Origin of the sequence: Streptomyces sp. NPDC001507 (genome assembly GCF_042894765.1) — a bacterium.
Taxonomy (GTDB): domain Bacteria; phylum Actinomycetota; class Actinomycetes; order Streptomycetales; family Streptomycetaceae; genus Streptomyces.
In genome coordinates, this window is sequence record NZ_JBIAVV010000013.1 from 231,650 (window position 1) to 252,999 (window position 21,350).

20 protein-coding genes and 4 pseudogenes are annotated in these 21,350 nt (G+C 71.4%); 7 read left to right on the forward strand and 17 right to left on the reverse strand.

All coding sequences use genetic code 11. The annotated features are described in order from the left end of the window. Window positions 1-37 precede the first annotated feature (37 nt). Complete coding sequence (locus tag ACFY0K_RS37135) at window positions 38-199, reverse strand: hypothetical protein (RefSeq protein WP_390643560.1); 162 nt, start codon at window positions 197-199, stop codon at window positions 38-40. A 279-nt stretch (window positions 200-478) separates the two neighbouring features. Here ACFY0K_RS37135 and ACFY0K_RS37140 point away from each other — a divergent pair, with 279 nt between their 5' ends. The 5 genes and pseudogenes from ACFY0K_RS37140 (at window position 479) to ACFY0K_RS37160 (ending at window position 5,918) form a co-directional block, all read left to right on the forward strand. Next, a complete protein-coding gene (locus tag ACFY0K_RS37140) occupies window positions 479-946 on the forward strand; it encodes an SRPBCC family protein (protein ID WP_390643561.1) in 468 nt (155 codons plus the stop codon). 544 nt (window positions 947-1,490) lie between these two features. Continuing rightward, window positions 1,491-3,593, forward strand: coding sequence for a HelD family protein (locus ACFY0K_RS37145; protein WP_390643562.1), 2,103 nt, complete (start codon window positions 1,491-1,493; stop codon window positions 3,591-3,593). 98 nt (window positions 3,594-3,691) lie between these two features. Next, a pseudogene (locus ACFY0K_RS37150) lies at window positions 3,692-3,904 on the forward strand (helix-turn-helix domain-containing protein); the annotation flags it as partial. Window positions 3,905-4,173: 269 nt separating this feature from the next. After that, the gene (locus tag ACFY0K_RS37155) at window positions 4,174-4,914 is read left to right on the forward strand and encodes an SDR family oxidoreductase (RefSeq protein WP_390643563.1); all 741 of its coding nucleotides are present in this window, start codon (window positions 4,174-4,176) and stop codon (window positions 4,912-4,914) included. Between the two features lie 41 nt (window positions 4,915-4,955). Beyond that, the gene (locus tag ACFY0K_RS37160) at window positions 4,956-5,918 is read left to right on the forward strand and encodes an RNA polymerase subunit sigma-70 (protein ID WP_390643564.1); all 963 of its coding nucleotides are present in this window, start codon (window positions 4,956-4,958) and stop codon (window positions 5,916-5,918) included. A gap of 83 nt (window positions 5,919-6,001) precedes the next feature. On the opposite strand, the pseudogene ACFY0K_RS37165 reads toward ACFY0K_RS37160, so the two are convergent. Then, a pseudogene (locus tag ACFY0K_RS37165) lies at window positions 6,002-6,253 on the reverse strand (SpoIIE family protein phosphatase); the annotation flags it as partial. Between the two features lie 211 nt (window positions 6,254-6,464). Here ACFY0K_RS37165 and ACFY0K_RS37170 point away from each other — a divergent pair. After that, a pseudogene (locus tag ACFY0K_RS37170) lies at window positions 6,465-6,635 on the forward strand (PEP/pyruvate-binding domain-containing protein); the annotation flags it as partial. Window positions 6,636-6,658: 23 nt separating this feature from the next. On the opposite strand, the gene ACFY0K_RS37175 reads toward ACFY0K_RS37170, so the two are convergent. The 5 genes from ACFY0K_RS37175 to ACFY0K_RS37195 all read right to left on the reverse strand — a co-directional run bounded on the left by ACFY0K_RS37175 (window position 6,659) and on the right by ACFY0K_RS37195 (window position 10,109). Then, window positions 6,659-7,435, reverse strand: a complete 777-nt coding sequence (locus ACFY0K_RS37175) for an amidohydrolase family protein (protein WP_390643565.1) — start codon at window positions 7,433-7,435, stop codon at window positions 6,659-6,661. Next, a complete protein-coding gene (locus ACFY0K_RS37180) occupies window positions 7,416-8,447 on the reverse strand; it encodes an aldo/keto reductase (RefSeq protein WP_390643566.1) in 1,032 nt (343 codons plus the stop codon). Before ACFY0K_RS37180 ends, ACFY0K_RS37175 begins: the two co-directional genes overlap by 20 nt. Then, the gene (locus ACFY0K_RS37185; protein ID WP_390643567.1) at window positions 8,444-9,139 is read right to left on the reverse strand and encodes an SDR family oxidoreductase; all 696 of its coding nucleotides are present in this window, start codon (window positions 9,137-9,139) and stop codon (window positions 8,444-8,446) included. Before ACFY0K_RS37185 ends, ACFY0K_RS37180 begins: the two co-directional genes overlap by 4 nt. Beyond that, window positions 9,136-9,318, reverse strand: coding sequence for an L-rhamnose mutarotase (locus tag ACFY0K_RS37190; RefSeq protein WP_390643568.1), 183 nt, complete (start codon window positions 9,316-9,318; stop codon window positions 9,136-9,138). The genes ACFY0K_RS37185 and ACFY0K_RS37190 overlap by 4 nt, the downstream gene beginning before the upstream one ends. Window positions 9,319-9,407: 89 nt before the next feature. Beyond that, window positions 9,408-10,109, reverse strand: coding sequence for a FadR/GntR family transcriptional regulator (locus ACFY0K_RS37195; protein ID WP_390643569.1), 702 nt, complete (start codon window positions 10,107-10,109; stop codon window positions 9,408-9,410). A 381-nt stretch (window positions 10,110-10,490) separates the two neighbouring features. Between ACFY0K_RS37195 and ACFY0K_RS37200 the strand changes: the two genes are divergently transcribed. Continuing rightward, entirely contained in the window at window positions 10,491-12,722 is a 2,232-nt protein-coding gene (locus ACFY0K_RS37200; RefSeq protein ID WP_390643570.1) for an alpha-L-fucosidase, read from the forward strand. Between the two features lie 96 nt (window positions 12,723-12,818). On the opposite strand, the gene ACFY0K_RS37205 is transcribed toward ACFY0K_RS37200, so the two are convergent. From ACFY0K_RS37205 to ACFY0K_RS37250, 10 genes and pseudogenes are all read right to left on the reverse strand, one after another. After that, window positions 12,819-13,538 (reverse strand): FadR/GntR family transcriptional regulator, encoded by a 720-nt coding sequence (locus ACFY0K_RS37205; RefSeq protein WP_390643571.1) that lies wholly within the window; start codon window positions 13,536-13,538, stop codon window positions 12,819-12,821. Further along, window positions 13,529-14,016 (reverse strand): annotated as a pseudogene (locus ACFY0K_RS37210) (aldo/keto reductase); the annotation flags it as partial. The pseudogene ACFY0K_RS37210 and the gene ACFY0K_RS37205, both read right to left, overlap by 10 nt. Continuing rightward, the gene (locus ACFY0K_RS37215; RefSeq protein WP_390643572.1) at window positions 13,962-14,195 is read right to left on the reverse strand and encodes a hypothetical protein; all 234 of its coding nucleotides are present in this window, start codon (window positions 14,193-14,195) and stop codon (window positions 13,962-13,964) included. The pseudogene ACFY0K_RS37210 and the gene ACFY0K_RS37215, both read right to left, overlap by 55 nt. Beyond that, entirely contained in the window at window positions 14,180-14,941 is a 762-nt protein-coding gene (locus tag ACFY0K_RS37220; RefSeq protein ID WP_390643573.1) for an SDR family oxidoreductase, read from the reverse strand. The genes ACFY0K_RS37215 and ACFY0K_RS37220 overlap by 16 nt, the downstream gene beginning before the upstream one ends. After that, the gene (locus ACFY0K_RS37225) at window positions 14,938-15,981 is read right to left on the reverse strand and encodes a zinc-binding dehydrogenase (protein ID WP_390643574.1); all 1,044 of its coding nucleotides are present in this window, start codon (window positions 15,979-15,981) and stop codon (window positions 14,938-14,940) included. The genes ACFY0K_RS37220 and ACFY0K_RS37225 overlap by 4 nt, the downstream gene beginning before the upstream one ends. Further along, window positions 15,978-16,415, reverse strand: coding sequence for an RbsD/FucU family protein (locus ACFY0K_RS37230; protein ID WP_390643575.1), 438 nt, complete (start codon window positions 16,413-16,415; stop codon window positions 15,978-15,980). Before ACFY0K_RS37230 ends, ACFY0K_RS37225 begins: the two co-directional genes overlap by 4 nt. Before the next feature lie 12 nt (window positions 16,416-16,427). After that, a complete protein-coding gene (locus tag ACFY0K_RS37235) occupies window positions 16,428-17,315 on the reverse strand; it encodes an amidohydrolase family protein (RefSeq protein ID WP_390643576.1) in 888 nt (295 codons plus the stop codon). Further along, on the reverse strand, window positions 17,308-18,633 hold the full coding sequence (locus tag ACFY0K_RS37240) for an L-fuconate dehydratase (protein WP_390643577.1): 1,326 nt from the start codon (window positions 18,631-18,633) through the stop codon (window positions 17,308-17,310). Before ACFY0K_RS37240 ends, ACFY0K_RS37235 begins: the two co-directional genes overlap by 8 nt. Before the next feature lie 92 nt (window positions 18,634-18,725). Next, complete coding sequence (locus ACFY0K_RS37245; protein WP_390643578.1) at window positions 18,726-19,766, reverse strand: ABC transporter permease; 1,041 nt, start codon at window positions 19,764-19,766, stop codon at window positions 18,726-18,728. Continuing rightward, window positions 19,759-21,324 carry a sugar ABC transporter ATP-binding protein gene (locus tag ACFY0K_RS37250; protein WP_390643579.1) on the reverse strand — a complete coding sequence of 522 codons (1,566 nt, stop codon included), beginning with the start codon at window positions 21,322-21,324 and terminating at the stop codon, window positions 19,759-19,761. Before ACFY0K_RS37250 ends, ACFY0K_RS37245 begins: the two co-directional genes overlap by 8 nt. Window positions 21,325-21,350 lie beyond the last annotated feature (26 nt).

Here is a 21,350-nt window from a genome sequence, read left to right on the forward strand (position 1 = left end):
GCGCAGTGGGTAGCCCGTAAACCCTCCACCTGCGCTTTTACCCCGCTCGTCTCTCGCTCTCGGCGGGGTCGACGCTGAGCTGGTAACGGGTCTTGTCGGCGACCCAGTTGGTGACGTACGTGCGCCGGTAGGGCGAGCAGGGGGGCAGCCACTCGGTGGGGTCCTTGTCGGTCTTCGACCGGTTCGAGGCGGCGGACACCGCGATCAGCGCGCGGGGATCGTCCAGGTCGTTGGCGTAGGCCTCGTGCTTTCAGGCGGAGGCGCCGGAGCCCCGGCCTCGGCGAGCGGGACCAGGCGTCGACGACCAGGCGGTCGACGTTCGGCTGTGGCGGGATAGCTGCACGCCCCTGGCGGGACGAGCAATAGTCAAGGATCGCGGTGTCAGGCGACTTGTCTGGTCGCGTCTGACGCCTGGCCGCGGCTTCTTCGGTTGGTCATTCAAGGGGGACGTGCTTGGCGGAACACCTAGACTCGGGCCATGAGTAGGACCGACCGCGCCAGCCGGGTTATCGCGGCATCACCGGCGACTGTCTACGGCGCTCTCCTCGACCGGGAGTCCCTTGAGGCCTGGCTGCCGCCGGAAGGCATGCGCGGGCGGGTCGAGCGGTGGGATCCCCGGCCTGGTGGCGGATTCCGGATGGTCCTCACCTACCTCGACCCCGTCGACAGCCCCGGCAAGACTTCAGACGCGACGGATGTCGTCGACGTCGGGTTTGCGGAGCTGGCGCCGCCGGAGCGCGTTGTGCACAGGGCCGTGTTCGAGGCCGACGACCCCTCGTACGCGGGCACCATGACGATGACCTGGCACCTCGCTGCCGCCGGTGACGGAACCGAGGTGACCGTCACAGCCACGGACGTGCCACCTGGCATCGAGCAAGCGGTCCACGAGGCCGGGATCGCCTCCTCGCTGGCGAATCTGGCGTCGTACGTGGAAGCGGTCGACTGAGTCAGGTTGGGCCGCGACCCCGGCCCGGCCACGTCGCCGCGAGAACCGTCGAACACTCACACGTGGGGCACACAAGCCTCGTCCTGGACGTGGTCGAACAAGCCCGGTGGCAGCGTGGCCACCGGCCGAATGACCAGGTCACCGGGCTGGTGCACCACTCGGACGCGGCAACCGTCCGGCACGCCGTCCGCGACGAGTTCGCCAGCGGCAAGGAACTCGACGAGGCCACAGGAGACCCACCTGGCCCTCCTAACTCTTTCGGGCTGCTGTGTCACCTCATGACAGCGGCGAGACGGCGGCAGACACCGCCTCATGTCAGCAAGAGCGGCGCAGAGTCTTGGCTGTGTCGTCTCATGAGGCTGGTGCCGCTCCAGCGGCGACAACGGCGTGCTGGTCCTCATGTCCGGCGGTGTCCGAAGGCTGCCCAGACCTGGACCCTGGCCGCGGACCGGCCGCGGCGGCCGACTCGGACAAGTAAGTCAAGCCTTACTTTCATGGAAATCTGGCTGCATAGTGGAGGGCCGAGTCCAGAGGAGGGCCGCTGTTGCCGCAGTTCGACAAGGATGCCGCAGGACAGGTCGAGGTGGAGCAGGCCCACCTGGCCGCCATGTACCGGCTGCTCGATGAGCGATTGGCGGATGCACGGGCCCAGCTGGCGGATGTGCTGAGGTCGTCTTCCGACAGCGCGGGCGAGGTGTACGCGCGCGATGTCGCCGCAGAGCGTCTGGCACGTCGGATTCGCGGGCTGGAGGGGGCCGAGGAGGGGTTGGCGTTCGGCAGGGTCGATGGCGCGGACGGAACAGTCCTGCACATCGGACGGCTCGGCCTGCACGTGGGGGACCGCGACCTGCCACTGCTCGTCGACTGGCGAGCGGACGCGGCGCGGCCCTTCTACGAGGCGACGACCGTCCACCCCATGGGACTGCGGCGCCGGCGTCATCTGCGGGTCGAGGGCCGTGCGGTACGTGGGGTGAGCGACGAGCTCCTGGACGGATCGCCGGCCGCAGTCGGCGACATCGTCGGCGACGGTCCGCTGCGGGAAGCACTGGAGGCACAGCGCACGGGGCGGATGCGTGCGGCGGTGGCGACGTTGCAGGCGGAGCAGGACGCGATCGTCCGGTCCCCGCATCGGGGGGTGACGGTGGTGCAGGGCGGCCCCGGTACAGGCAAGACCGTGGTGGCGCTGCACCGGGCGGCGTATGTGCTGTACGCGTTCCCGGGAGCGGCCGCGCGCGGTGTGCTGGTGCTCGGGCCGAACGCGCGGTTCCTCGAATATGTTTCCCAGGTGCTCCCCTCGCTGGGGGAGAACGAGGTGCTCCTGGCGACGTGCGCGGAGCTGGCCGGGTTGGCGCCCGTAGCTGTGGAGTCGTTCGATGTCGCGCGTCTCAAGGGGAGTTCCGCGCTGGCCGGGGCGCTCGCCGGTCTGGTGCACTCCCTGCAGGCACCTGCCGGCGGCTTCGTGGTGCGGGTGGGGCAGCAGGCGGTCCGGCTGGAGGGCGTAGATGTCGCGGCGGCGCGGGATGCCGCGGTGGCGAGCGGTCTGGCGCACAACCGTGCGCGGGAGGTGTTCAAGGAGCACCTGATCCGCGCGGTCACGGATGCTCTGGAGCGCGACGCCGTCGAAGCCCTCGCACATATCGACGTCGAGATCGCCGAGAGCACGGGCCTGGACCTCGATGCCGCGGCCGAGGCCGATCTGCGGGCTCTCGGGTTCGACGACGCGCCGGCCGCGGATCCGGCCGAGGTGTTCGACGCGGACGCCGTCCGCGCGGACCTCTCGGGCGACGCCCACGTCGACCGAGAGGTGGAGGCCCTCTGGCCGCGACTGACACCCGAAGGGGTCGTGCGGACCCTGCTGGCGGACGCTCGCACGGTGGGCAGGCATCTGCCCTCACTCGCCCGCGACGAACGGTCCCGGCTGGTGCGTTCGCCTGATGCCCCGTGGACGGATGCCGACGTACCGCTGCTGGACGAGGCGGCGGCCCTGGTGGACGGACTGCCGGAGCGGTCGTTCGGACACGTCGTGGTCGATGAGGCCCAGGAACTGACCGCGATGCAGTGGCGGATGGTGATGCGCCGGTGTCCGGCCAGGTCGATGACGCTGGTGGGTGACTTCGCCCAGGCGGGCCCTGCGACGGCGGCAAGCGACTGGTCCCAGGCGCTGGGCCCGCATCTCGGCAACCGGTTCTCCCTGCACACGTTGACCGTCAGCTACCGCACGACCCAGGAGATCCTTGCGAGCACCCACGGCCTGCTGGCGCGGATCGCCCCCGGCCACACGCCGAGCCGGTCGATCCGCCACGGCGATCCTCCCCGCCACCTCACCGCCTGCCCGCACTCCGTCGCCACCACCGTGGCCGGGGAGCTTCGGACGCAGGCGGCAGCACACTCGGACGACCTGCTCGCCGTGATCTGCGCGGAGGACCGGCTCGAGGAATTGGCGTCGGCCGATGTCGAGCGGTGGGCCCGCCTGGTGCCGGCTTCCGAAGCACGCGGCCTGGAGTTCGACGCGATCGTCGTCGTCGCCCCGGAGGAGATCGCCGCAGCGCGCCCCGGCGGCGAGCGCGACCTGTATGTCGCCCTCACGCGTGCAACCAAGAGACTGTGCACGATCACCGTACACACGACGTCACAGCACACCTCATGACGCCGGTGACGGACACTCTGAGCCGGTACCTCGACGCGCTGATACGGCAGGACATCCCAACGCCCCGCTGACGCCGGAAGGCGTCGTCGATCATGTGAGTGCGCCTGGCCAAGCGCTGTGCCCGCTGGTGCGCGCACGGCGAAGCCGGGCTTGTGGACCATTCCTCCCGGCCCGCCACGAGCCCGGCCCGCACCGCGGCAGACGTCGCGGATCTGATCGAGGCGCTGCGGCGCCGGACCAAGCACGGGCCCGCCCGCCTTGCTGCGGTCCTCCAGCGACTGCACGGCATCACCGTCGCGCCCGCCACCGTCCACCGCGTCCTCGTACGCCGCGGGCTCAATCGGCTGTGCGACCTGGACCCGCCCAGCGGCGAGCAGGTGCGCGAGGTGATCCGCTACGAGCACGCCTACCGGCGGCCAGTTCACCGGTGTCCGGGCGGTGCGGGCGGTGTCCCGTTCGAGGACGGCGCGGGAGGCGAGCCGTCCGCGCCGTCGAAAGATTCTTCCGCTGGGACGACGGTTTTCCCTCCTCCCGCTGGTCTTGATTGGCGACCGAACCCGACCAGCACGTGGAGCCTCCGATGCCAGATCACCTCCAGACCGCCGTCGTCACCGGTGCGAGCCGCGGCTTCGGGCGCGCGATCGCCGCCGCGCTCGTGGCCTGTGGCACCCATGTCATCGGTATCGCCCGCAACGGACAGGAGCTGCACGCCGTACGCGGCGAGCTCGGCCCGATGTTCACGCCCGTCGCCGCCGATGCCGTCGGCGAAGCCCTCGCCGAGGAGGTGATCCGTACCCACCGGCCCGGTCTCCTCGTGCTCAACGCCGGGGCAACGCCCCACATGGCGCCCGTGCATGAGCAGACCTGGGAGACCTTCAGCCGCAACTGGGAGGTCGACACACGGCACGTCTTCGCCTGGACCGGGGCTGCTCTGCGAGCGCCGCTGAAGCCGGGCAGCGTCGTGCTCTCGATGTCCAGCGGAGCCGCGCTGGGCGGTTCCCCACTCAGCGGCGGATACGCCAGTGCCAAGGCCGCCGTCCGGTACCTGCGCCAGTACGGCGCCGAGGAGTCGCAGCGGGCCGGGCTCGGCATCCGGTTCGTCACACTCCTGCCGAACATGACTCCGGTCGGCGGGGTGGGCGATGCAGGGGTCACGGGCTACGCCGCGCGTGCCGGCGTAGCCCGTGAAACCTTCGTCGAAGGACGGCAGCCGATCCTCACCCTGGAACAGATCGGCAAGGCTGTGGTGGAGCTCGCCGAGGCCCCGGACAGCGGTCCGGAGTACCGGGTCGACGGCGCAGGGCTGAACCCGATCGACTGATCCACGCGCACGGTGGCCCCGCCGCACTCCGAGGAGAACCCATGATGCCGTCGAACGCCGAGTTCACCGCTCTGGCCGAGCAGTTCCGGCCAGAACTGCTCGCGCACTGCTACCGACTCCTCGGCTCGATCCACGACGCCGAAGACCTGGTCCAGGAGACCTATCTACGGGCGTGGCGCGCGCTTGACGGCTTCGAAGGCCGTTCCTCGATGCGGCGGTGGCTGTACAAGATCGCCACCATGGCCTGCCTGACGGCCTTGGAGACGCGATCCCGGCGGCCTCTTCCATCGGGACTGGGCGCGCCGTCGGACGATCACCGTGTGGCGGTGGCTCCCCGCGAGCCGGCAGTGCCCTGGCTCCAGCCGTCGCCGGACGCACGCTTCGGCGTCGGCGACCCCGCGGCGATCGTGGCCACGCGGACGGGAGTGCGCCTCGCGTTCATCGCCGCACTGCAGTTCCTGTCCGCCCGCCAGCGCGCCGTGCTGACCCTGCGCGACGTGCTCGGGTTCCGGACGGCCGAGGTGGCCGAGATCCTGGACACCACGACCGCTGCCGTGGACAGCGCGCTCCGCCGCGCCCGGGCCCGCCTGGCCGATGCCGGACCGGTCGCCGACGACCTGGCCGAGCCGGACCAGGAGACCCAGCGCGGCCTCCTCGACGACTATGTCAACGCCTTCACCCGCGCCGACCCCGACGCACTGGTGCACCTGCTGCGCGCCGACGTCGAGCTGGAGATGCCCCCGACCCCGACCTGGTTCACCGGCCGTCAAGCCGTCATCGGCTTCCTGTCCGCCCGCGTCCTGCGCCCGCACCTGTGGCGAATGGCCCCCACCCGTGCCAACGGTCAGCCGGCCCTCGTCGTCCACAAGCACGCGGGCGGCGGTCGGTACGAACCGTACGGCATCCAGGTCCTGACCCAGCGCGCAGACCGCATCGCCCGAATCACCGCCTTCAACGACCCGTCCCTGGTCGCGGCCTTCGCCCACCACCTCGAACCGCACTGACGCGAGGAGCCGGTGATGCAGATCGTTCCGCTCGGCCGGAGCGGAGGCAGATCGTGGAGTCGGCGGCCTGCATGGGGCCCTCCACCCACGCCCTGAAGCCCTCCTCGCCGCGCCGGCGGGCGTGGGGCGACGTGCAGGACGCGGATCAGGAGCGGCGGCGGGTGGCCGGCGTTGATCCAGGTCAGCCGCCCAGTGTCGAGGTTCAGGTGTGCGAAGACTCCGGCCCGGCGGCCGCCGGGCCGCCATCGGCGCAGCCCTTCGTCGATCCGGTCGGCGATGTCACGCAGGGTGTCGCAGCGCCGCCCGCAGTTCCGACGCCGGCCGCACCACGGCATCCGCCGGGCGCCATGACCCGCTGCGGGAGGGCGTGGGGCGTCATGGGCTGGCCTTCAGGGGGCTGGCTGTGCCTTCGCGGAACGGGGCACGGCCGGAACGGCCTGACGGCCATGCGGTGAAGTCCGTGGCAGGGAGTGAGAGGCGCGTGAACTCTCCGTACACCCTCGCGTTCACAGCTCTGCCGAGGCCGGGACGGGCAGGCTCGGCGGCAAGTGCGCCGCGCTCATCGTGATGACCCGGGCCGGTGCTCCGGTGCCGCCCGGGTTCGTGGTGACCATGGATGCCTTCGAGGCGCTGCTCGACCGCGGAGGGTTGCGCCGGGCCGTCGACGCCGCCCTTGCCGGGCTCCTCGCCGATCCGGGTGCTGTGGCGGCGCGCGGCGCCTCTGTACGACACGGAGGGCTTCACCCAGATCGCCGAGCTGCTGGAAAAGGCGGCCGACTACGGCGAGTGGCTGGACGTGTGGCCGGCGGGCAAGAAGGGGTGGCCACCACAAGGGGTTCCGCGTACGGCCGCAGGTCCTCGACGCTCCACCGGTCCCAGTCGGCCTCGGTCACCATGCCGGAGAGCTTGCAGACGGTGTTGGCCAGTGCGGCCAGCAGGCGCACCGCGTCCGCCCACGGCCGCAGCTCGCCCGAGGCGATGGGGGGCTTGCCCGCGTGATCGAGTACGAACGTGCGGCCGGGAGGCAGGCGGGCGGACTCACACGCGGCCGCGACCTGGTGGGGCCTGACGACCAGGTCGTACACGAGCCCCGCCTCGGCCACCGCGGCGAGCCCACGCAGCACGTCCGGCCGCATCAGCGAGCGAGGATCGGATTCGCCCTGTACCTGATGGCGGATGCCCACCAGGTACTCACCTCCCGGCCCCTCCCGCAGCGCCGCGAGCGCGCGGGCGACATCCGGGGAGGTCAGGTCGGTCCAGCCCACGACGCCGGCCACCAGGTCGCTGCCCTGCGCCAACGCCAGGAACTCGGGCGTCTCCTCCGGCACGTCGGTCGTCTGGACCAGGACGGTCGCCGTGACGCCTGCGGCCCGGGCCTCGGACTCCAGATCGGCGAGCAGGAAGTCGCGCCGCAGCGGGGCGAGTTCCTGTCCGGTGAGCCAGTCCTGGTCGCGGACAGAGAGGTCCCACACGTGGTGGTGTGCGTCGATGACGCCCTCAGCGGTGCTCGTCTCCATGGCGATCCCTCCACGACTCCGGTGCGGCGGCAGGGACGGGGACGTGCGGGGGCAGCAGGTCCTCGGCGCGTAGTTCGTCCCAGAGCGCGGCCGGTACCGTTCGCCGCATCTGGTCCACCGTGTCCCGGACCTCCTCGGCGGAACGCGCGCCGGACAGCACGCTCGCGACCGCCGGATGGCCGAGCGGGAAGCGCAGAGCGGCTGCGCGCAGCGGTACGCCGCGGCGGTCGGCGGCCGCTTTCATGCGCAGGGCCCGGGTCAGTACCTGTGGCGGGGTGGGCGCGTAGTCGTACATGGCCCCGGGTTCGGGGTCGGTGAGCAGACCCGAGTTGAACACCCCGCCGACGACGACACTCCTGCCGCGGGCGGCGGCCTCCGGCAGTACCTCCGCGAGCCCCTCCTGCTCCAGCAGGGTGTAGCGGCCGGCGAGCAGCACGACGTCGATGTCGGTCTCGCGCAGGAAGCGGGCGGGGAGCGCGCACTGGTTCACCCCGATGCCGATCGCCTTGACGACGCCTTCACCGCGCAGCCGTTCCAGCGCCGGGTACGCCTCGGTGAGGGCCTGCTCGGCGTGGTGGTCCGGGTCGTGCAGCAGGGCGATGTCCACACGGTCCAGGCCGAGGCGGTCCAGGCTCGCTTCCAGGGAGCGCAGGACGCCGTCGGAGCTGAAGTCCCAGACGCGGCGGTGCGTGTCGGGCACGGCGAAGCCCTGGGCGAGATCGTCGCCACGGCCACCCTCCGGGTGGGGTTCGAGCAGCCGCCCGACCTTGGTGGAGACGGTGTACGCGTCGCGGTCCCGGCCGCGCAGCGCGCCGCCCAGGCGGCGCTCGGACAACCCGAGTCCGTAGTGCGGGGCGGTGTCGAAGGTGCGTACGCCCGCTTCCCAGGCCGCCTCCACCGCGGCGGACGCGGCCTCGTCGGAGACCGGGCGGAAGAGGTTGCCGATGCCGGCGGCCCCGAACGACAGCTCGGTGACCCTGACGTCGGTGGTGCCCAGCGTGGTCGTTCTCATGAGCCGGCCGCCGGGCGCAGCCGTGGTCCCTGCACGCCACCGTCGACGGCGAGGGCGATGCCGGTGACGGAGGCCGCGGCGGGGCTCGCCAGGTGGACCACGGCCGCCGCCACCTCGTCCGCGGTGACCAGGCGGCCCAGGGGTTGGCGTGCCTGGAGGGCCGCGCGTTCCGCCTCCGGGTCGTCGGCGGCGTCCAGGAGCCGGGTCACCCAAGGGGTGTCGGCGGTGCCGGGGTTGACGCCCACTTCGTCGGCGGTCACCCGCCACGGTCCGAGAGGGTTGAACGTCTGGCAGGACTTGCCCAGGTCCCACTGCGACGAGTACGTCCTCACGGAGCCGCGGGGGATCGGCACTTCGTCGTACGGGCCGCTCACCGTGCCGGGGTCCCTCATGAACACCGGGGGCCGCGGGGGGATCGCCGCGCCGGTCTCGGCGGCGTGGTCGCGGTAGTTCGGGCCGACGCAGACGATCTTGCCAGGGCGGCCGAGAGGGTCACCGGTCCGCAGACCGTCCGGGTCCAGCTCGGGCGGACTTCCCGCCGCGACCTCCGCCCGGGCCCGGGCGGCACCGTCCGAGGCGAGGAAGGCGCCGTCGATGTCGGAGGTCAGGGGGGACAGGTCGAGCAGCCGGCCGTCCTCCGTGCGGACTGCGGCACGCTCCTCGCCGGGCGCGCCGACTCGTGGAGGTTTCACCGGGCGTCCCCCTCCGACGGGTGCAGATGCCAGATCTCGGTCAGGTCGGACCAGCGGCCCCCGGTGCCGGTATCGGCCCAGGCCTCCTGGCAGGGGTCGGTGAGCTTCCACCAGGCCTGGGTGGTCGCGTCGGTGCCGATCGTGGCCATGTCGGCCTCGAAGTCGTCGCCGACCTGCACGGCCGGCGCGAACCAGCGCTGGCGCCTGACGAACTGACGGGCTCGGCCCGGCGCGGCGCCGAGCCCGGCCGGGAACCGGCCCCCGTTCGCTATGCCTCTGCGGTGTTCGATCGCAGGTGCTCGCGAAGCCAGTGCTCGGTGTTGCTGACGTGCAGCAGGGCCGCGGCCTGGCTCACCGCGGCGTCGCGAGTGCGGAGGGCGTTGTAGATCGCCTCGTGCTCGGCGAGAGTCCGCCCGGCGGACTGGTCGTCCAACTGGCCCCGCCAGATCCGGGCGCCCAGGGTACGGCCCGAGATGCCCTCGAGCAGGGTGAGCAGGCTCTCGTTGCCGGTGGCCGCCACGACCGAGCGGTGGAAGGCCGCGTCATGGACGTTGAGCTGTTCCACGTCGTCGCTCGCCTCCCGCATCGCATCCAAGTGGCCCTTGACCTCGGCCAGTTGGTCGTCAGTGATCCTGGCGGCAGCCAGTCCGGTGGCGAGCGGTTCGAGCAGCCGCCGGACCTCCATGAGATCCAGCAGGGCGCCCGTGTCGGTCTGGAGGAGCTCCACGGCGCCACCGAGTCCCTCCAGCAGCAGGCTGGGCTGGAGACTGGTCACGTAGGTGCCGTCACCTCGCCGCACCTCGAGCACCCGGGCCACGGCCAGTGCCTTGACCGCCTCGCGGGCGAGGTTGCGGGAGAGGCCCAGCTGCGCGGCGAGCTCCGGCTCCGGGGGCAGCTTCGCGCCCGGCGGCAGTGCGCCGGAGCGGATGAGCTCACGGATCTGCCCGATGGCCCTGTCTGTCAGGGACAACGTGAGCTCCTTCCGTGAGCGCGCGTTGTGGTCCGGTGCGCGAGTGACCGGGGCGGCGCGTCGAGTGTGGCGCCGATCATACCGGGGAGGCCGCCGAGGGTCCGCCGTCGGTATGTGCCGCCGCCACATGGTGCGTGCGAGATACCGGTGAAGCCCTGTCCGACCCCGAAACATTGTATGTTTGCCGGTGAATAAATGGCACCAGACCGCTTATATCGGTACGAAACCCCAAGTGAAAGCCTGTTTTCATCCCTGCACACCCGTTGACATGGCGAGGACACATGGCGGACCTTCTTCCGTAACAACCGGCGCAACGGGTGGTGACTGTCGCGCCGGGTCCCCACCTCTTCCGTCTGCCTCCGTCCGACACAGGGATGCCCCATGCCCAGTTCGATCAACAGACGTCAGTTCCTCGCCGGCGCCACCTGCGTGGCCGCGGCGGCCGTCGCGGGGGGAGTGTTCGGCGCCGGCAGCGCGCAGGCCGCTCCCAGCACCTACACCCCGTCCTGGGGTTCGGTGAACCAGCACCCGCCCGCCCCGGAGTGGTTCCAGGACGCCAAGTTCGGCATCTACTTCCACTGGGGCGTCTTCAGCGTCCCCGCGTACGACAGCGAGTGGTACCCCCGCAACATGTACATAGCGGGGAGCAACGCCAACACGCACCACATCGCGACCTACGGCGACCCCTCGGTGTGGCCGTACCACAACTTCATCAACGGAGCGAACGACAAGTCGGGCCACTTCACCCAGTTCGCACCCAGACTCAAGTCCGCCGGCGGGAACTTCGACCCCGACGAGTGGGCCCAGCTGTTCGTCGACGCCGGGGCGAAGTTCGCGGGACCCGTCGCGGAGCACCACGACGGATTCTCCATGTGGGACTCGCAGGTCAACGAGTGGAACTCGGTCGCCAAGGGCCCCAAGCTCGACCTGCTGAAGCTGTTCACCACGGCGATCCGGGCCAGGAACCTGAAGCTGCTGGTGGCGATGCACCACGCGTACAACTTCAACGGGTACTACGACCACGTGCCCGCCCAGACCGACCCCAGCCTGAAGAAGCTCTACGGACAGCTGGGCTCCACCGCCGAGAACCAGCTCTGGTACGACAAGCTCAAGGAAGTCGTCGACCGCGCCCAACCGGACATCCTCTGGGAGGACTTCGACCTGAACAAGGTCGACGAGACCCAGCGCCTGAACTTCCTGTCGTACTACTACAACCAGGCCAACTCCTGGGGCAAAGAGGTCGTCGCCACCTACAAGGACGGCTTCAACGGCCACGGCGAGGTCTTCGACTACGAGCGCGGCGGGCCGGCCGACCGGACCGCGCCCTACTGGCTCACCGACGACAGCATCTCCAGCTCCAGTTGGTGCTACACGCAGGGCATCGGCTACTACAGCACCCAGCAGATGCTGCATTCCCTCATCGACCGGGTCAGCAAGAACGGCAACATGCTGCTGAACATCGCGCCGATGGCCGACGGCACGATCCCCCAGGGTCAGAAGGACGTGCTGCTCGGCATCGGCGACTACCTGAAGCGCTTCGGGGAGTCGATGTACGCGACGCGTGCCTGGACGCAGTACGGCGAGGGCCCGACCCGGATGGGCGGCGGCTCGTTCACCGCCCCGCTCGTCGGCACCGCACAGGACATCCGCTTCACCCGCGGCAAGGGCAACACGGTGCTGTACGCCACCGTGCTGGGCTGGCCCGGCAGTTCACTGAAGATCAAGACGCTCGGCTCGGACCGCATCAACCTCTCCTCGCTCACGTCGGTGAAGCTGCTCGACTCGACCGCCGGCACCTACATCAACCTCGCCGCGCCGACGCAGGACTCCTCCGGGCTGACCGTGACGCTGCCCTCCTCGGCGCCGTTCACCGCGGGCGCCTACGTCCTCAAGCTCGGCTTCTCCGGCCCGATCCCCCCGCTGCGGCCGGCGGTCGGTGCCGTGGTCTACCAGGACGTCAACTTCTCCGGGAACTACGCGGTGCTCGATCCCGGCACCTACACGGCAGAGCAGCTGCAGCTGGCAGGGGTGGACCCCCAGAGCATCTCCTCCCTGAGGCCGGCGGCCGGGAACCAGATCGTCGCCTACAGCGGTGACAACTTCACCGGCACCTCCTGGACCTTCACCGCCGACAACCCCGACCTCAGGGTCACCGGCCAGAACGACCAGATCACCTCCCTGAAGGTGCAGTTCGATCCGGCCGCCTACTTCCGCATCACCAACGTCACCGACGGTCTGGCCCTGGACAGCGGGGGAAACGTCGCGTCGGGATCCAACCTCAAGCAGTACACCTGGGACGGCAGCCCCAACCTCCAGTGGCAGCTCGTGGAGGTCGGCGGCGGCTACTACAAGCTGGTCAACCGCACCAACGGCATGGTCGCCGACGGCGGGGGCGCCACGTCCAACGGCTCCCCGGCCCAGCAAGCGGCGTGGAACGGCAGCGACAACCAGCAGTGGACGGTCACCCACCGCGGCGAGGGCATGTGCACCATCGCCAACCGGGCCACCGGCCTCGTCCTGGACGGCGGCGGGAACGTGGCCTCCGGCTCCGTCACCAAGCAGTGGGGCTACGGCAGCAGCACCAATCTGCTGTGGACCTTCACCGCCCAGTGACAGGGGTGTGATGGCGGCGAACCGGGGGACTGCCCGGACGGAGAACCGTCCGGGCAGTCCCTCTCGCACCGTTGCGGCGGCGCGGACAACTCGGCCTCATCCAGGGGATCCCGTCACCGGCAAGGCCTCCGTGAACTCCAGGTGCTCCCGCAGCCACTGCTCGGTGTTGTTGACGTGCACCAGGGCCGCGGCATGGCACAGCACGGCGTCACGGTCGGCCAGTGCGGCGTAGATCGCCTCGTGTTCCGCCAGCGTACGGGCCGCCACCCGGGTGTCCACCAGACCACGCCAGATCCGGGCCCGCAGGGTGCGGCCCGAGATGCCCTCCAGCAGGGTGATCAGCGTTTCGTTGCCGGTGACGTCCACGATGGCGCGGTGGAACGCCACATCGTGCGCGTTGAGACGCTCGACGTCGTCGCGCGCCTCGCGCATGGCGTCCAGATGCCGCTTCACCTCCGCCAGCCTGTCGTCCGACAGCCGGGCGACGGCCAGGGCGGTGGCGGCGGGCTCGAGCAGACGCCGCACCTCCATGAGGTCCAGTACGGCACCGGGATCGCCCTGGAGCAGTTCCACCGCGCCACCGAGGCCCTCGAGCAGCAGGCTCGGCTGCAGGCTGGTGACATACGTGCCGTCGCCCCGTCTGATCTCCAGCACGCGCGCCACGGACAACGCCTTCACCGCCTCGCGCGCGAGGTTGCGGGAGAGCCCGAGCTGGGCGGCCAGCTCGGGCTCGGGGGGCAGCTTCGCGCCCGGAGGCAGCACCCCGGAGGCGATGAGCTGGCGGATCTGGGTGATCGCCTTGTCGGTCAGGGACACGGCTGACTCCGCTCGTCGGGCGCGAAGGGGATCTCGGCGCGGAGGAGCCCTTGGTCGCGCAGGTCGTGCCAGAGCTCCTGGGGTATGGGCTGTTGGTGCAGCCGCGCGTTGCGCCGTACCTGTCCGGGGTCGCGCATGCCGAGCGTGACGTTGACGACGCTGGGATGAGTGGGGGGAAGGCGACGGCGGCGGGCAAGGTGGCGCGGTGGGCCTGGCAGACGTCGGCGATGGCACGGGCGCGGTCGACGAGTGCGGGTGGGACGGCCTGGTAGTCGTCCTTCATGCCTTCGGCGGGCCGGTCCTCGGCGAGCAGGCCGGAGTTGAAGGCGCCGACGGCGACGACGGCCTTGCCGTGTTCCTGTGCGGCGGGCAGGACGTCGTCCAGGGCCGAATGGTCGAGGAGGGTGTAGCGGCCGGCGAGCATCACCACGTCGGCGGCGGTGTCGCGCAGGAAGCGGGCGAGCAGGGCGGACGGGTTCCCTTCACGACCCGGTCGGCGTCCGGTGTGCGGAAGGTGACCTCCACGCAGCGGGCGCCGCCCGCCGCGAGTGCGTCGGCCAGGGGGCCGGCACTCGCGACGGACGCCACGGTGAGCACGGGCAGGAGCCGCGACCCCGCCAGTACGCAGGCCAGGCCGGCGGTCACCGGCCGAGCCATCCGCCGTCGACGGGCAGGGTGATGCCGTGGACGTAGTCGGAGGCGGGGGAGGCGAGGAAGACGACGGCGCCGGCGAGGTCGTCGGCGGTGCCCCAGCGCCCGGCGGGGATGCGCTCCAGGATGGCCTTGCTGCGGGCCGGATCGTCCTGGAGGGCCTGGGTGTTGTCGGTGGCGATGTAGCCGGGGGCGATGGCGTTGACGTTGACGCCGTGCGGCGCCCACTCGTTGGCCAGTGCCTTGGTCAGTCCGGCGATGCCGTGCTTGGCGGCGGTGTAGCCGGGGACGGTGATGCCGCCCTGGTAGCTGAGCAGGGAGGCGGTGAAGACGACCTTGCCGTGTCCCCGGGCCACCATGGTGGCGCCCACGGCCCGGGTGAGCGCGAACTGCGCGGTGAGGTTGACCTGCAGCACCAACTCCCAGTCCGCGTCGCTGTGCCGGGCGGCCGGCGTGCGGCGGATGGTGCCCGCGTTGTTGATGAGGATGTCCACCGGGCGTTCGCGCCCGGCGAGGTTCTCGCCCAGAACGCGGACGGCGTCGGGGTCGGCGAAGTCGGTGCGGATCGCCTCGAACGAGCGCCCGGCGGCCAGCACCTCCTTCTCCACCTGACTGCCGGACTCCTCCAGGTGGGCACTGACACCGATGATGTCGGCGCCGGCCCGGGCGAGGGCACGGGCCATCGCCTGACCGATGCCGCGACGGGCACCGCTGACGACGGCGAGCTTCCCGGTGAGGTCGAAGGCGCTCATACGGCGGCTCCCTGGGCGTCGTCGGTGCAGTCCAAGAGGATCTTCATCACGTCACCGCCGCTCTCCAGCGCCTCGAAGGCGGCCGGCGCCTCGGTCAGCGGCACGATCTTGGTGATCAGGCGCTGGGCGGGGATCGTGCCGTCGGCGACCAGGGCTACGGCCCGCTCGAAGTCGCCGCGGTCGTACAACCGGGCCCCGACGAGGGCGAGTTCACGCCAGAAGAAGCGGTGCAGGTTGATCTCGCGGGGCCGTGGGTGGATGGCGACCAGGCACAGCCGGCCGCGCACGCCGAGGACGTCGACGGCGGTCTCCACACCGGCCGCCGCGCCGGAGACCTCGAAGGCGACGTCCGCGCCCGCCTCGCCCGTCCACCGCTGGACGAGTGCGGTGATGTCGGTGGCGGCCGGGTCCCACGTGCTCAGGCCCAACTCCTCGGCCAGCAGCCTGCGGTGGGCGTTGAGTTCGGCCACGCGCACCTCGGCGCCGGCGGCGCGGGCGACCAGGGCGATGAGGATGCCGACGGGTCCGCCGCCGACCACGACGACCTTCTCGCCGTCCTTCACCGCCGCCCGGCCCACGTCGTGCACCGCGACCGCGGTCGGCTCGACGAGCGCGGCCTGGTCCAGGGGCAGGGTGTCGGGCAGCCGGACGAGGGTGGAGGCGGGCACGGTCCAGCGCTGCTGCATGGCGCCGGGGGAGTCGATGCCGATGAAGTCCAGGTGCTGGCAGACGTGTTGCTGGCCGGCGCGGCAGGCGGGGCAGGTGCCGTCCCAGCGCAGGGGCATCACGGTCACCGCGTCTCCGGGCCGCCAGCCCTCGACGCCGGGCCCGACGCGGACGATCCTGCCCGCCATCTCGTGTCCCAGTACGGCGGGCGCGGCGACCCGGGCGTCCATGTCGCCGTGGAAGATGTGCAGGTCGGTTCCGCAGATGCCGACGTAGGCGGGGGCGAGTTCCACTTCGCCGGGGCCAGGCTCGGAGGCGGCGGCCGGGGCGGTGTCCAGGGTGCGGGCCGAGGTGTATCGGACGGCGAGGGTCATCGTGGGGTCAGGGTCCCTTCCGCGCGGACGCCGATGGTCAGCAGCAGGTTGGCGTAGGTACGGGTGTCGCCGGTGACGACGGCGAGGGCCAGGTCGGGGGAGCGGGCGGCGTCGTAGAACGCGAAGCGGCCCAGTGCGTCGACGGGCACCGGCGCCAGTCGGGAGCGGTACTCGGCGACGGCCGCCGGCTCCGGCTCGCCCTCGGGGGGCACCATCACCTGCGCCGACTCCACGGGCAGGGCGCGCAGGAGCACGTCCAGGACGGTGGTGACGTCGAGAGTGCCGGGTGCCAGGTTGAGGTGGACGGTTCTGGCTCGTTCGCCGACGGCGGTGCTGGCGGGGTAGTGGCCGTCGGCGAGCAGGACACGGGCACCGTGCCCGGCTCCGGCCAGTGCTTCGAGGATGCCGGGGTGCAGCAGTTCGGTCAGCAGCACGCAGTCCTCTCCTTACTTCTGGTTCTCGTGGTCGGACAGGCGGTAGAAGGCGGTCGCCGTCTCGCAGAGCACCGCGTGCCTCTCGTGCGGCGAGCCGTCGTCCAGCAGGTGCTCGACGGTGGCCGCCCAGCGGGACCAGCCTCCGGCGAGCACGCAGACGGGCCAGTCGGAGCCGAACATCAGCCGCTCGGCACCGAAGGCGGTCAGCAGGACGTCCCAGACGGGGCGGATGTCGTCGGTCGTCCAGGTGCGGTGGTCCGCCTCGGTGATCAGTCCGGAGACCTTGCACCGCACCTGCGGGTGGCCCGCCAGCACGCGCACCTCGCGCACCCAGTCGGAGAACGCGGGCTGTCCGATGGGCGGTTTGCCCGCGTGGTCCAGCACGAGCGGGAGGTCCGGGAAGCGCTGGGCGAGGCGGATCGCCTGGCCGAACTGGTGGCTGCGGATGAGCACGTCGTAGCCGAGACCCCGGTGCTGTACGGCGCGCAGGCCCCGCTCGACGGACGGCTGCTGCAGCCACTCCGGGTCCGACTCGCCCTGCACCAGGTGGCGCAGGGCCCGCAGATACCCGCCCCCGGTCCCGGAGCGCAGTTCGTCGAGTACGTCGCCGACCGCGGGGGAGGTCAGGTCCGCCCAGCCGACCACCGCGCCGACCAGCGGGTCCTGGGCGGCGAGGTCGAGCAGCTCCGCCGTCTCCGCCACGGAGGTGACGCACTGCACGACCACCGTGCTCGTCAGCCGGCGTCCCGCCAGCGGCCGGTCGGCGGCCCGTCGCAGGTCCTCGATGCCGTGGCTGCGGCGGATGGGCTCGTGGCCCGCTTCGTCGAGCCATGGCTGGGGCCGGCGGTCCAGGTCCCACACGTGGTGGTGGGCGTCGACCAGGGGCAGCGGTTCAGACACGGGCGGACCAGACCGGGCCGTCGGGGTAGCTGTACTCCTTGAGGGAGGCGGGGTGCATCTGTGCGCTCAGTCCGGGCAGCGTCGGCGCGAGGTAGTGGCCGCCGACGATGCGGACCGGGTCGACGAAGTGCTCGTGCAGGTGGTCGACGTACTCGATGACCCGGTCCTCGGTGGTTCCGGAGACGGCGACGTAGTCGAACATCGACAGGTGCTGCACCATCTCGCACAGGCCGACGCCGCCGGCGTGCGGGCAGACGGGCACGCCGAACTTCGCGGCCAGCAGCAGGATGGCGATGTTCTCGTTGACGCCGCCGACGCGGGCGGAGTCGATCTGGACGATGTCGACCGCGCCGGCCTGCAGCAACTGCTTGAACACGACACGGTTGGCGATGTGTTCGCCGGTGGCGACCTTGATGGGGCTCAGCGCCCTGCGGACGGCGGCGTGGCCGAGGATGTCGTCGGGGGAGGTCGGCTCCTCGATCCAGTACGGGTCGTAGGGGGCGAGCGCCCGCATCCAGTCGATGGCGGGCTGGACGTCCCATCGCTGGTTGGCGTCGACGGCGATGCGGATGTCCGGGCCGACGGTCTCGCGGGCGGTGCGCAGGCGCCGTATGTCGTCCTGCAGGTCGGCGCCCACCTTCAGCTTGATCTGGGTGAAGCCGTCCGCGACGGCCTCGCGGGCGAGGCGGGCCAGCTTCTCGTCGGAGTAGCCGAGCCAGCCGGGGGTGGTGGTGTAGGCGGGGTAGCCCTGGTCGAGGAGGCGGGCGATGCGCTGCTCACGGCCAGGTTCGGCCCGGCGCAGGATCTCCAGCGCCTCCTCGGGCGTGAGGGCGTCGGACAGCCAGCGGAAGTCGACCTGCGCGACCAGCTCCTCCGGTGACATCTCGCCCAGCAGACGCCACACGGGCTTGCCCGCCCGCTTGGCGGCCAGGTCCCAGGCGGCGTTGACGACCGCGCCGGTCGCCATGTGGATGGCGCCCTTCTCCGGCCCCAGCCAGCGCAGTTGGGGGTCGTGGACCAGGGAGCGGGAGAAGGCGCCGAGGTCGGAGCAGACCTGTTCCACGGAGAGGCCCACCACGTGCGGGGCGAGGGTGGCGATGGCGGCGGCCTGGGCGTCGTTGCCGCGCCCGGTGGTGAAGGCCAGGGCGTGGCCCTCCAGCCCGTCGCCCGCGTCGGTGCGCAGGACCACGTAGGCGGCGGAGTAGTCGGGCTCGGGGTTCATGGCGTCCGAGCCGTCGAGGTGTTCGGAGGTCGGGAACCGCACGTCCAGGACGTCCAGGGCGATGATGCGGGCTGACGGGGGCACGGGGGAGGACATGGCGGCAACTCCTGTGAGGGGCAGGGGAGACGGTTCCCCCTGCGACGAGACGTGAACGCGGTGGAGGCGGGGCGGCCGGTGGGCCGCCCGGGTCACTCCTGGACCTTGCCGCCGGTGATACGGGAGATGGCGAGGGCGACCAGGATGATCAGGCCGTTGAGGGCGCCGATCCACTGGGCGGGGACACCGGCCAGCGTCAGCACGTTCTGGATCATGAAGAGCAGCAGGATGCCGCAGAACGCGCCGAACATGGTGCCCCTGCCGCCGTTGAGGCTGATGCCCCCGATGACGGCGGCGGCGAAGACGGTGAAGATGTAGCCGTTGCCCTGCGCGGAGGCGACCGAGGCCAGGCGTCCGGAGAGCATCAGCCCGGCGAGGGCGGCGAGCACGCTGCCGGTGACGATGACGATCCACAGCACCCGGTCGGTGCGGATGCCGGCCGCCTTCGCCGCGTCGACGTTGCCGCCGATGGCGTACAGGGAGCGGCCGAAGCTGGTCCAGCCGAGCACCACGATCGCGACGGCGAACAGGGCCAGGCAGATCCAGATGGAGGCGGGCATGCCGAACCATTCGGCGGTGCCGGCGTAGAGCATCGACTGCGGCAGCTGGAAGAAGGTCTGGCCGCCGGAGATGCCGGTGAGGATGCCGCGCAGCACGATCAGCATGCCGAGCGTGACGATGAAGCCGTTGAGGCCGAAGCGGATGATGAGCAGCGAGTTGATCACACCCACGAGCGCGCCCACGGCGAGGGTGAGGGGGACCGCCCAGGCGCCCGGGAGCAGGCCGAGTCCGTGTCCTGCCCCGGCCGGCACGACCAGCCAGGCCGCGACGCCCGGCGCCAGGCCCATCGTGGACTCCAGGGAGAGGTCCATCTTCTTGACGATCAGGATCATCGTCTGGGCGAGGACCAGCAGGGCCATCTCGGACATGGTCTGCAGGACGTTGATGAGATTGTCGGCCTGCAGGAAGACCGGGTTGACGATCTGGCCCACGACCGCGATGACGACGATCGCGGGAACGAGCGCCAGATCGCGCAGCCGGGCCAGCGGGATCCGGCCGCCGAGCAGCGCGGTGCGCTTGTGCCCGGGGTCGACGGCCTTGGCGGCGGCGTCCGCGAGGACGGTTTCAGGCATCGAGGTCCACTCCTTCCATCGCGGCCACGAGGTCGTGGTCGTGCCAGCCGCGGGCTATCTCGGTCGTGACCCGGCCCTGGAACATCACCAGGATCCGGTCGCACATGCGCAGGTCATCGAGTTCGTCGGAGGCGATGAGCACGCCGGTACCGGACTCGGCGGTCTCCTCGACCTTGCCGAGGAGGAACTCCTTGGACCGCACGTCCACGCCGGCGGTCGGGTTGATCAGGACCAGCAGCCGGGGGTCGTCGGCCAGGGCGCGCGCCATGACGACCTTCTGCTGGTTGCCGCCGGACAGGGCGGAGACGGGCAGCTCCGGTCCGGGGGTCTTGATGGCCAGGTTCTCGATCATGCCCTCGGCCAGCCGGTCGCGCCGTCCGCGGCTGAGGAAGCCGTTCCTGCCGAGCCGCCTGGGCACGGACAGGGTCGCGTTGTCGGCGATCGACATGTCCGGCACGAAGCCCTGGTGGTGCCGGTCCTGCGGCACGAACCCGGCGCCGGCCGCGAGCGCGGCGGGCACGCTGCCCGGCCGGGGCCGGCGCCCGGCGATCTCCAGCTCCCCGGTCGCCGCGGCCCGCAGTCCTACGACGGTCTCGGCGACCTCCGTACGCCCGCTGGCGGCGGCGCCCGCCAGGCCGACGATCTCCCCGGCGCCGACCCGGAAAGTGACGTCGGTGTAGGTGTCGTCGCTGCCCAGGCCCTGCACGGTCAGCGCGGGCACGGTGCTCGCGTCCAGGCTGCCGGTGCGCTCCTGGCGCCGGTCCGCCGCGGCCTCACCGGTCATGGCGGCGACCAGCTCGGTGCGGGGCAGTTCCGCGACCGGCGCGGTCACGATGTGCGCCGCGTCGCGGAACACCGTCACCATGTCGCAGATCTCGTAGACCTCCTGCAGGTGATGACTGATGAACAGGAAGGTCACGCCCTGGCGTTGCAGGTCGCGGATGCGGTCGAAGAGCCGGTTGATCGCCGCCGCGTCGAGCTGCGCGGTGGGCTCGTCGAGGATGATGAACCGGGCCCCGAAGGACAGTGCCCGGGCGATCTCGACGAACTGCCGCTGCTCGACGCCGAGGTCGCCGGCCGGGGACTGCGGGTCGACGTCCACCGACCAGGCCGACAGCAGCTCCTGGGCCCGGCGGCGTACGCCGGTCCAGCTGATGAGCCGGTGGGGGCCGTGGTGGTGCCGGTTCAGGAAGAGGTTCTCGGCGACGGTCAGCGTGGGGATGATCGTCGACTTCTGGTAGACGCAGGCGACGCGCCGGCGCCAGGCGTCGCGGTCACTGAGCCGCGGTGCGGGGTCGCCGCCGAAGGTGACCGTCCCCTCGTCGGGGGCGTGCAGGCCCGTCAGGACGGACACGAGGGTCGACTTGCCGGCTCCGTTGCGGCCGACGAGTGCGTGGGTCTCGCCGGGCCGGACGGTGATCCGGGCGCCGTTCAGGGCCACCGTCGGGCCGAATCGTTTGACTATGCCCGTCGCCTCGACGACGGGCGGGGCCGCGGGGGCCCGCCCGTCGTCCGCCGGGGCGGGCGCGGGGGTGACAGTACGCTCCCCGTCGCTCATCTCAACCGCCTTGTTCTGGATAGCCG

What these genes read in the sequence shown, in the direction of transcription:
- ACFY0K_RS37140 (WP_390643561.1), top strand. Translation starts at nt 479, where the DNA reads ATGAGTAGGACCGACCGCGCCAGCCGGGTTATCGCGGCATCACCGGCG.
- ACFY0K_RS37155 (WP_390643563.1), top strand. Translation starts at nt 4,174, where the DNA reads ATGCCAGATCACCTCCAGACCGCCGTCGTCACCGGTGCGAGCCGCGGC.
- ACFY0K_RS37160 (WP_390643564.1), top strand. Translation starts at nt 4,956, where the DNA reads ATGATGCCGTCGAACGCCGAGTTCACCGCTCTGGCCGAGCAGTTCCGG.
- ACFY0K_RS37175 (WP_390643565.1), bottom strand. Translation starts at nt 7,435, where the DNA reads ATGGAGACGAGCACCGCTGAGGGCGTCATCGACGCACACCACCACGTG.
- ACFY0K_RS37180 (WP_390643566.1), bottom strand. Translation starts at nt 8,447, where the DNA reads ATGAGAACGACCACGCTGGGCACCACCGACGTCAGGGTCACCGAGCTG.
- ACFY0K_RS37200 (WP_390643570.1), top strand. Translation starts at nt 10,491, where the DNA reads ATGCCCAGTTCGATCAACAGACGTCAGTTCCTCGCCGGCGCCACCTGC.
- ACFY0K_RS37215 (WP_390643572.1), bottom strand. Translation starts at nt 14,195, where the DNA reads ATGGCTCGGCCGGTGACCGCCGGCCTGGCCTGCGTACTGGCGGGGTCG.
- ACFY0K_RS37220 (WP_390643573.1), bottom strand. Translation starts at nt 14,941, where the DNA reads ATGAGCGCCTTCGACCTCACCGGGAAGCTCGCCGTCGTCAGCGGTGCC.
- ACFY0K_RS37225 (WP_390643574.1), bottom strand. Translation starts at nt 15,981, where the DNA reads ATGACCCTCGCCGTCCGATACACCTCGGCCCGCACCCTGGACACCGCC.
- ACFY0K_RS37240 (WP_390643577.1), bottom strand. Translation starts at nt 18,633, where the DNA reads ATGTCCTCCCCCGTGCCCCCGTCAGCCCGCATCATCGCCCTGGACGTC.
- ACFY0K_RS37245 (WP_390643578.1), bottom strand. Translation starts at nt 19,766, where the DNA reads ATGCCTGAAACCGTCCTCGCGGACGCCGCCGCCAAGGCCGTCGACCCC.
- ACFY0K_RS37250 (WP_390643579.1), bottom strand. Translation starts at nt 21,324, where the DNA reads ATGAGCGACGGGGAGCGTACTGTCACCCCCGCGCCCGCCCCGGCGGAC.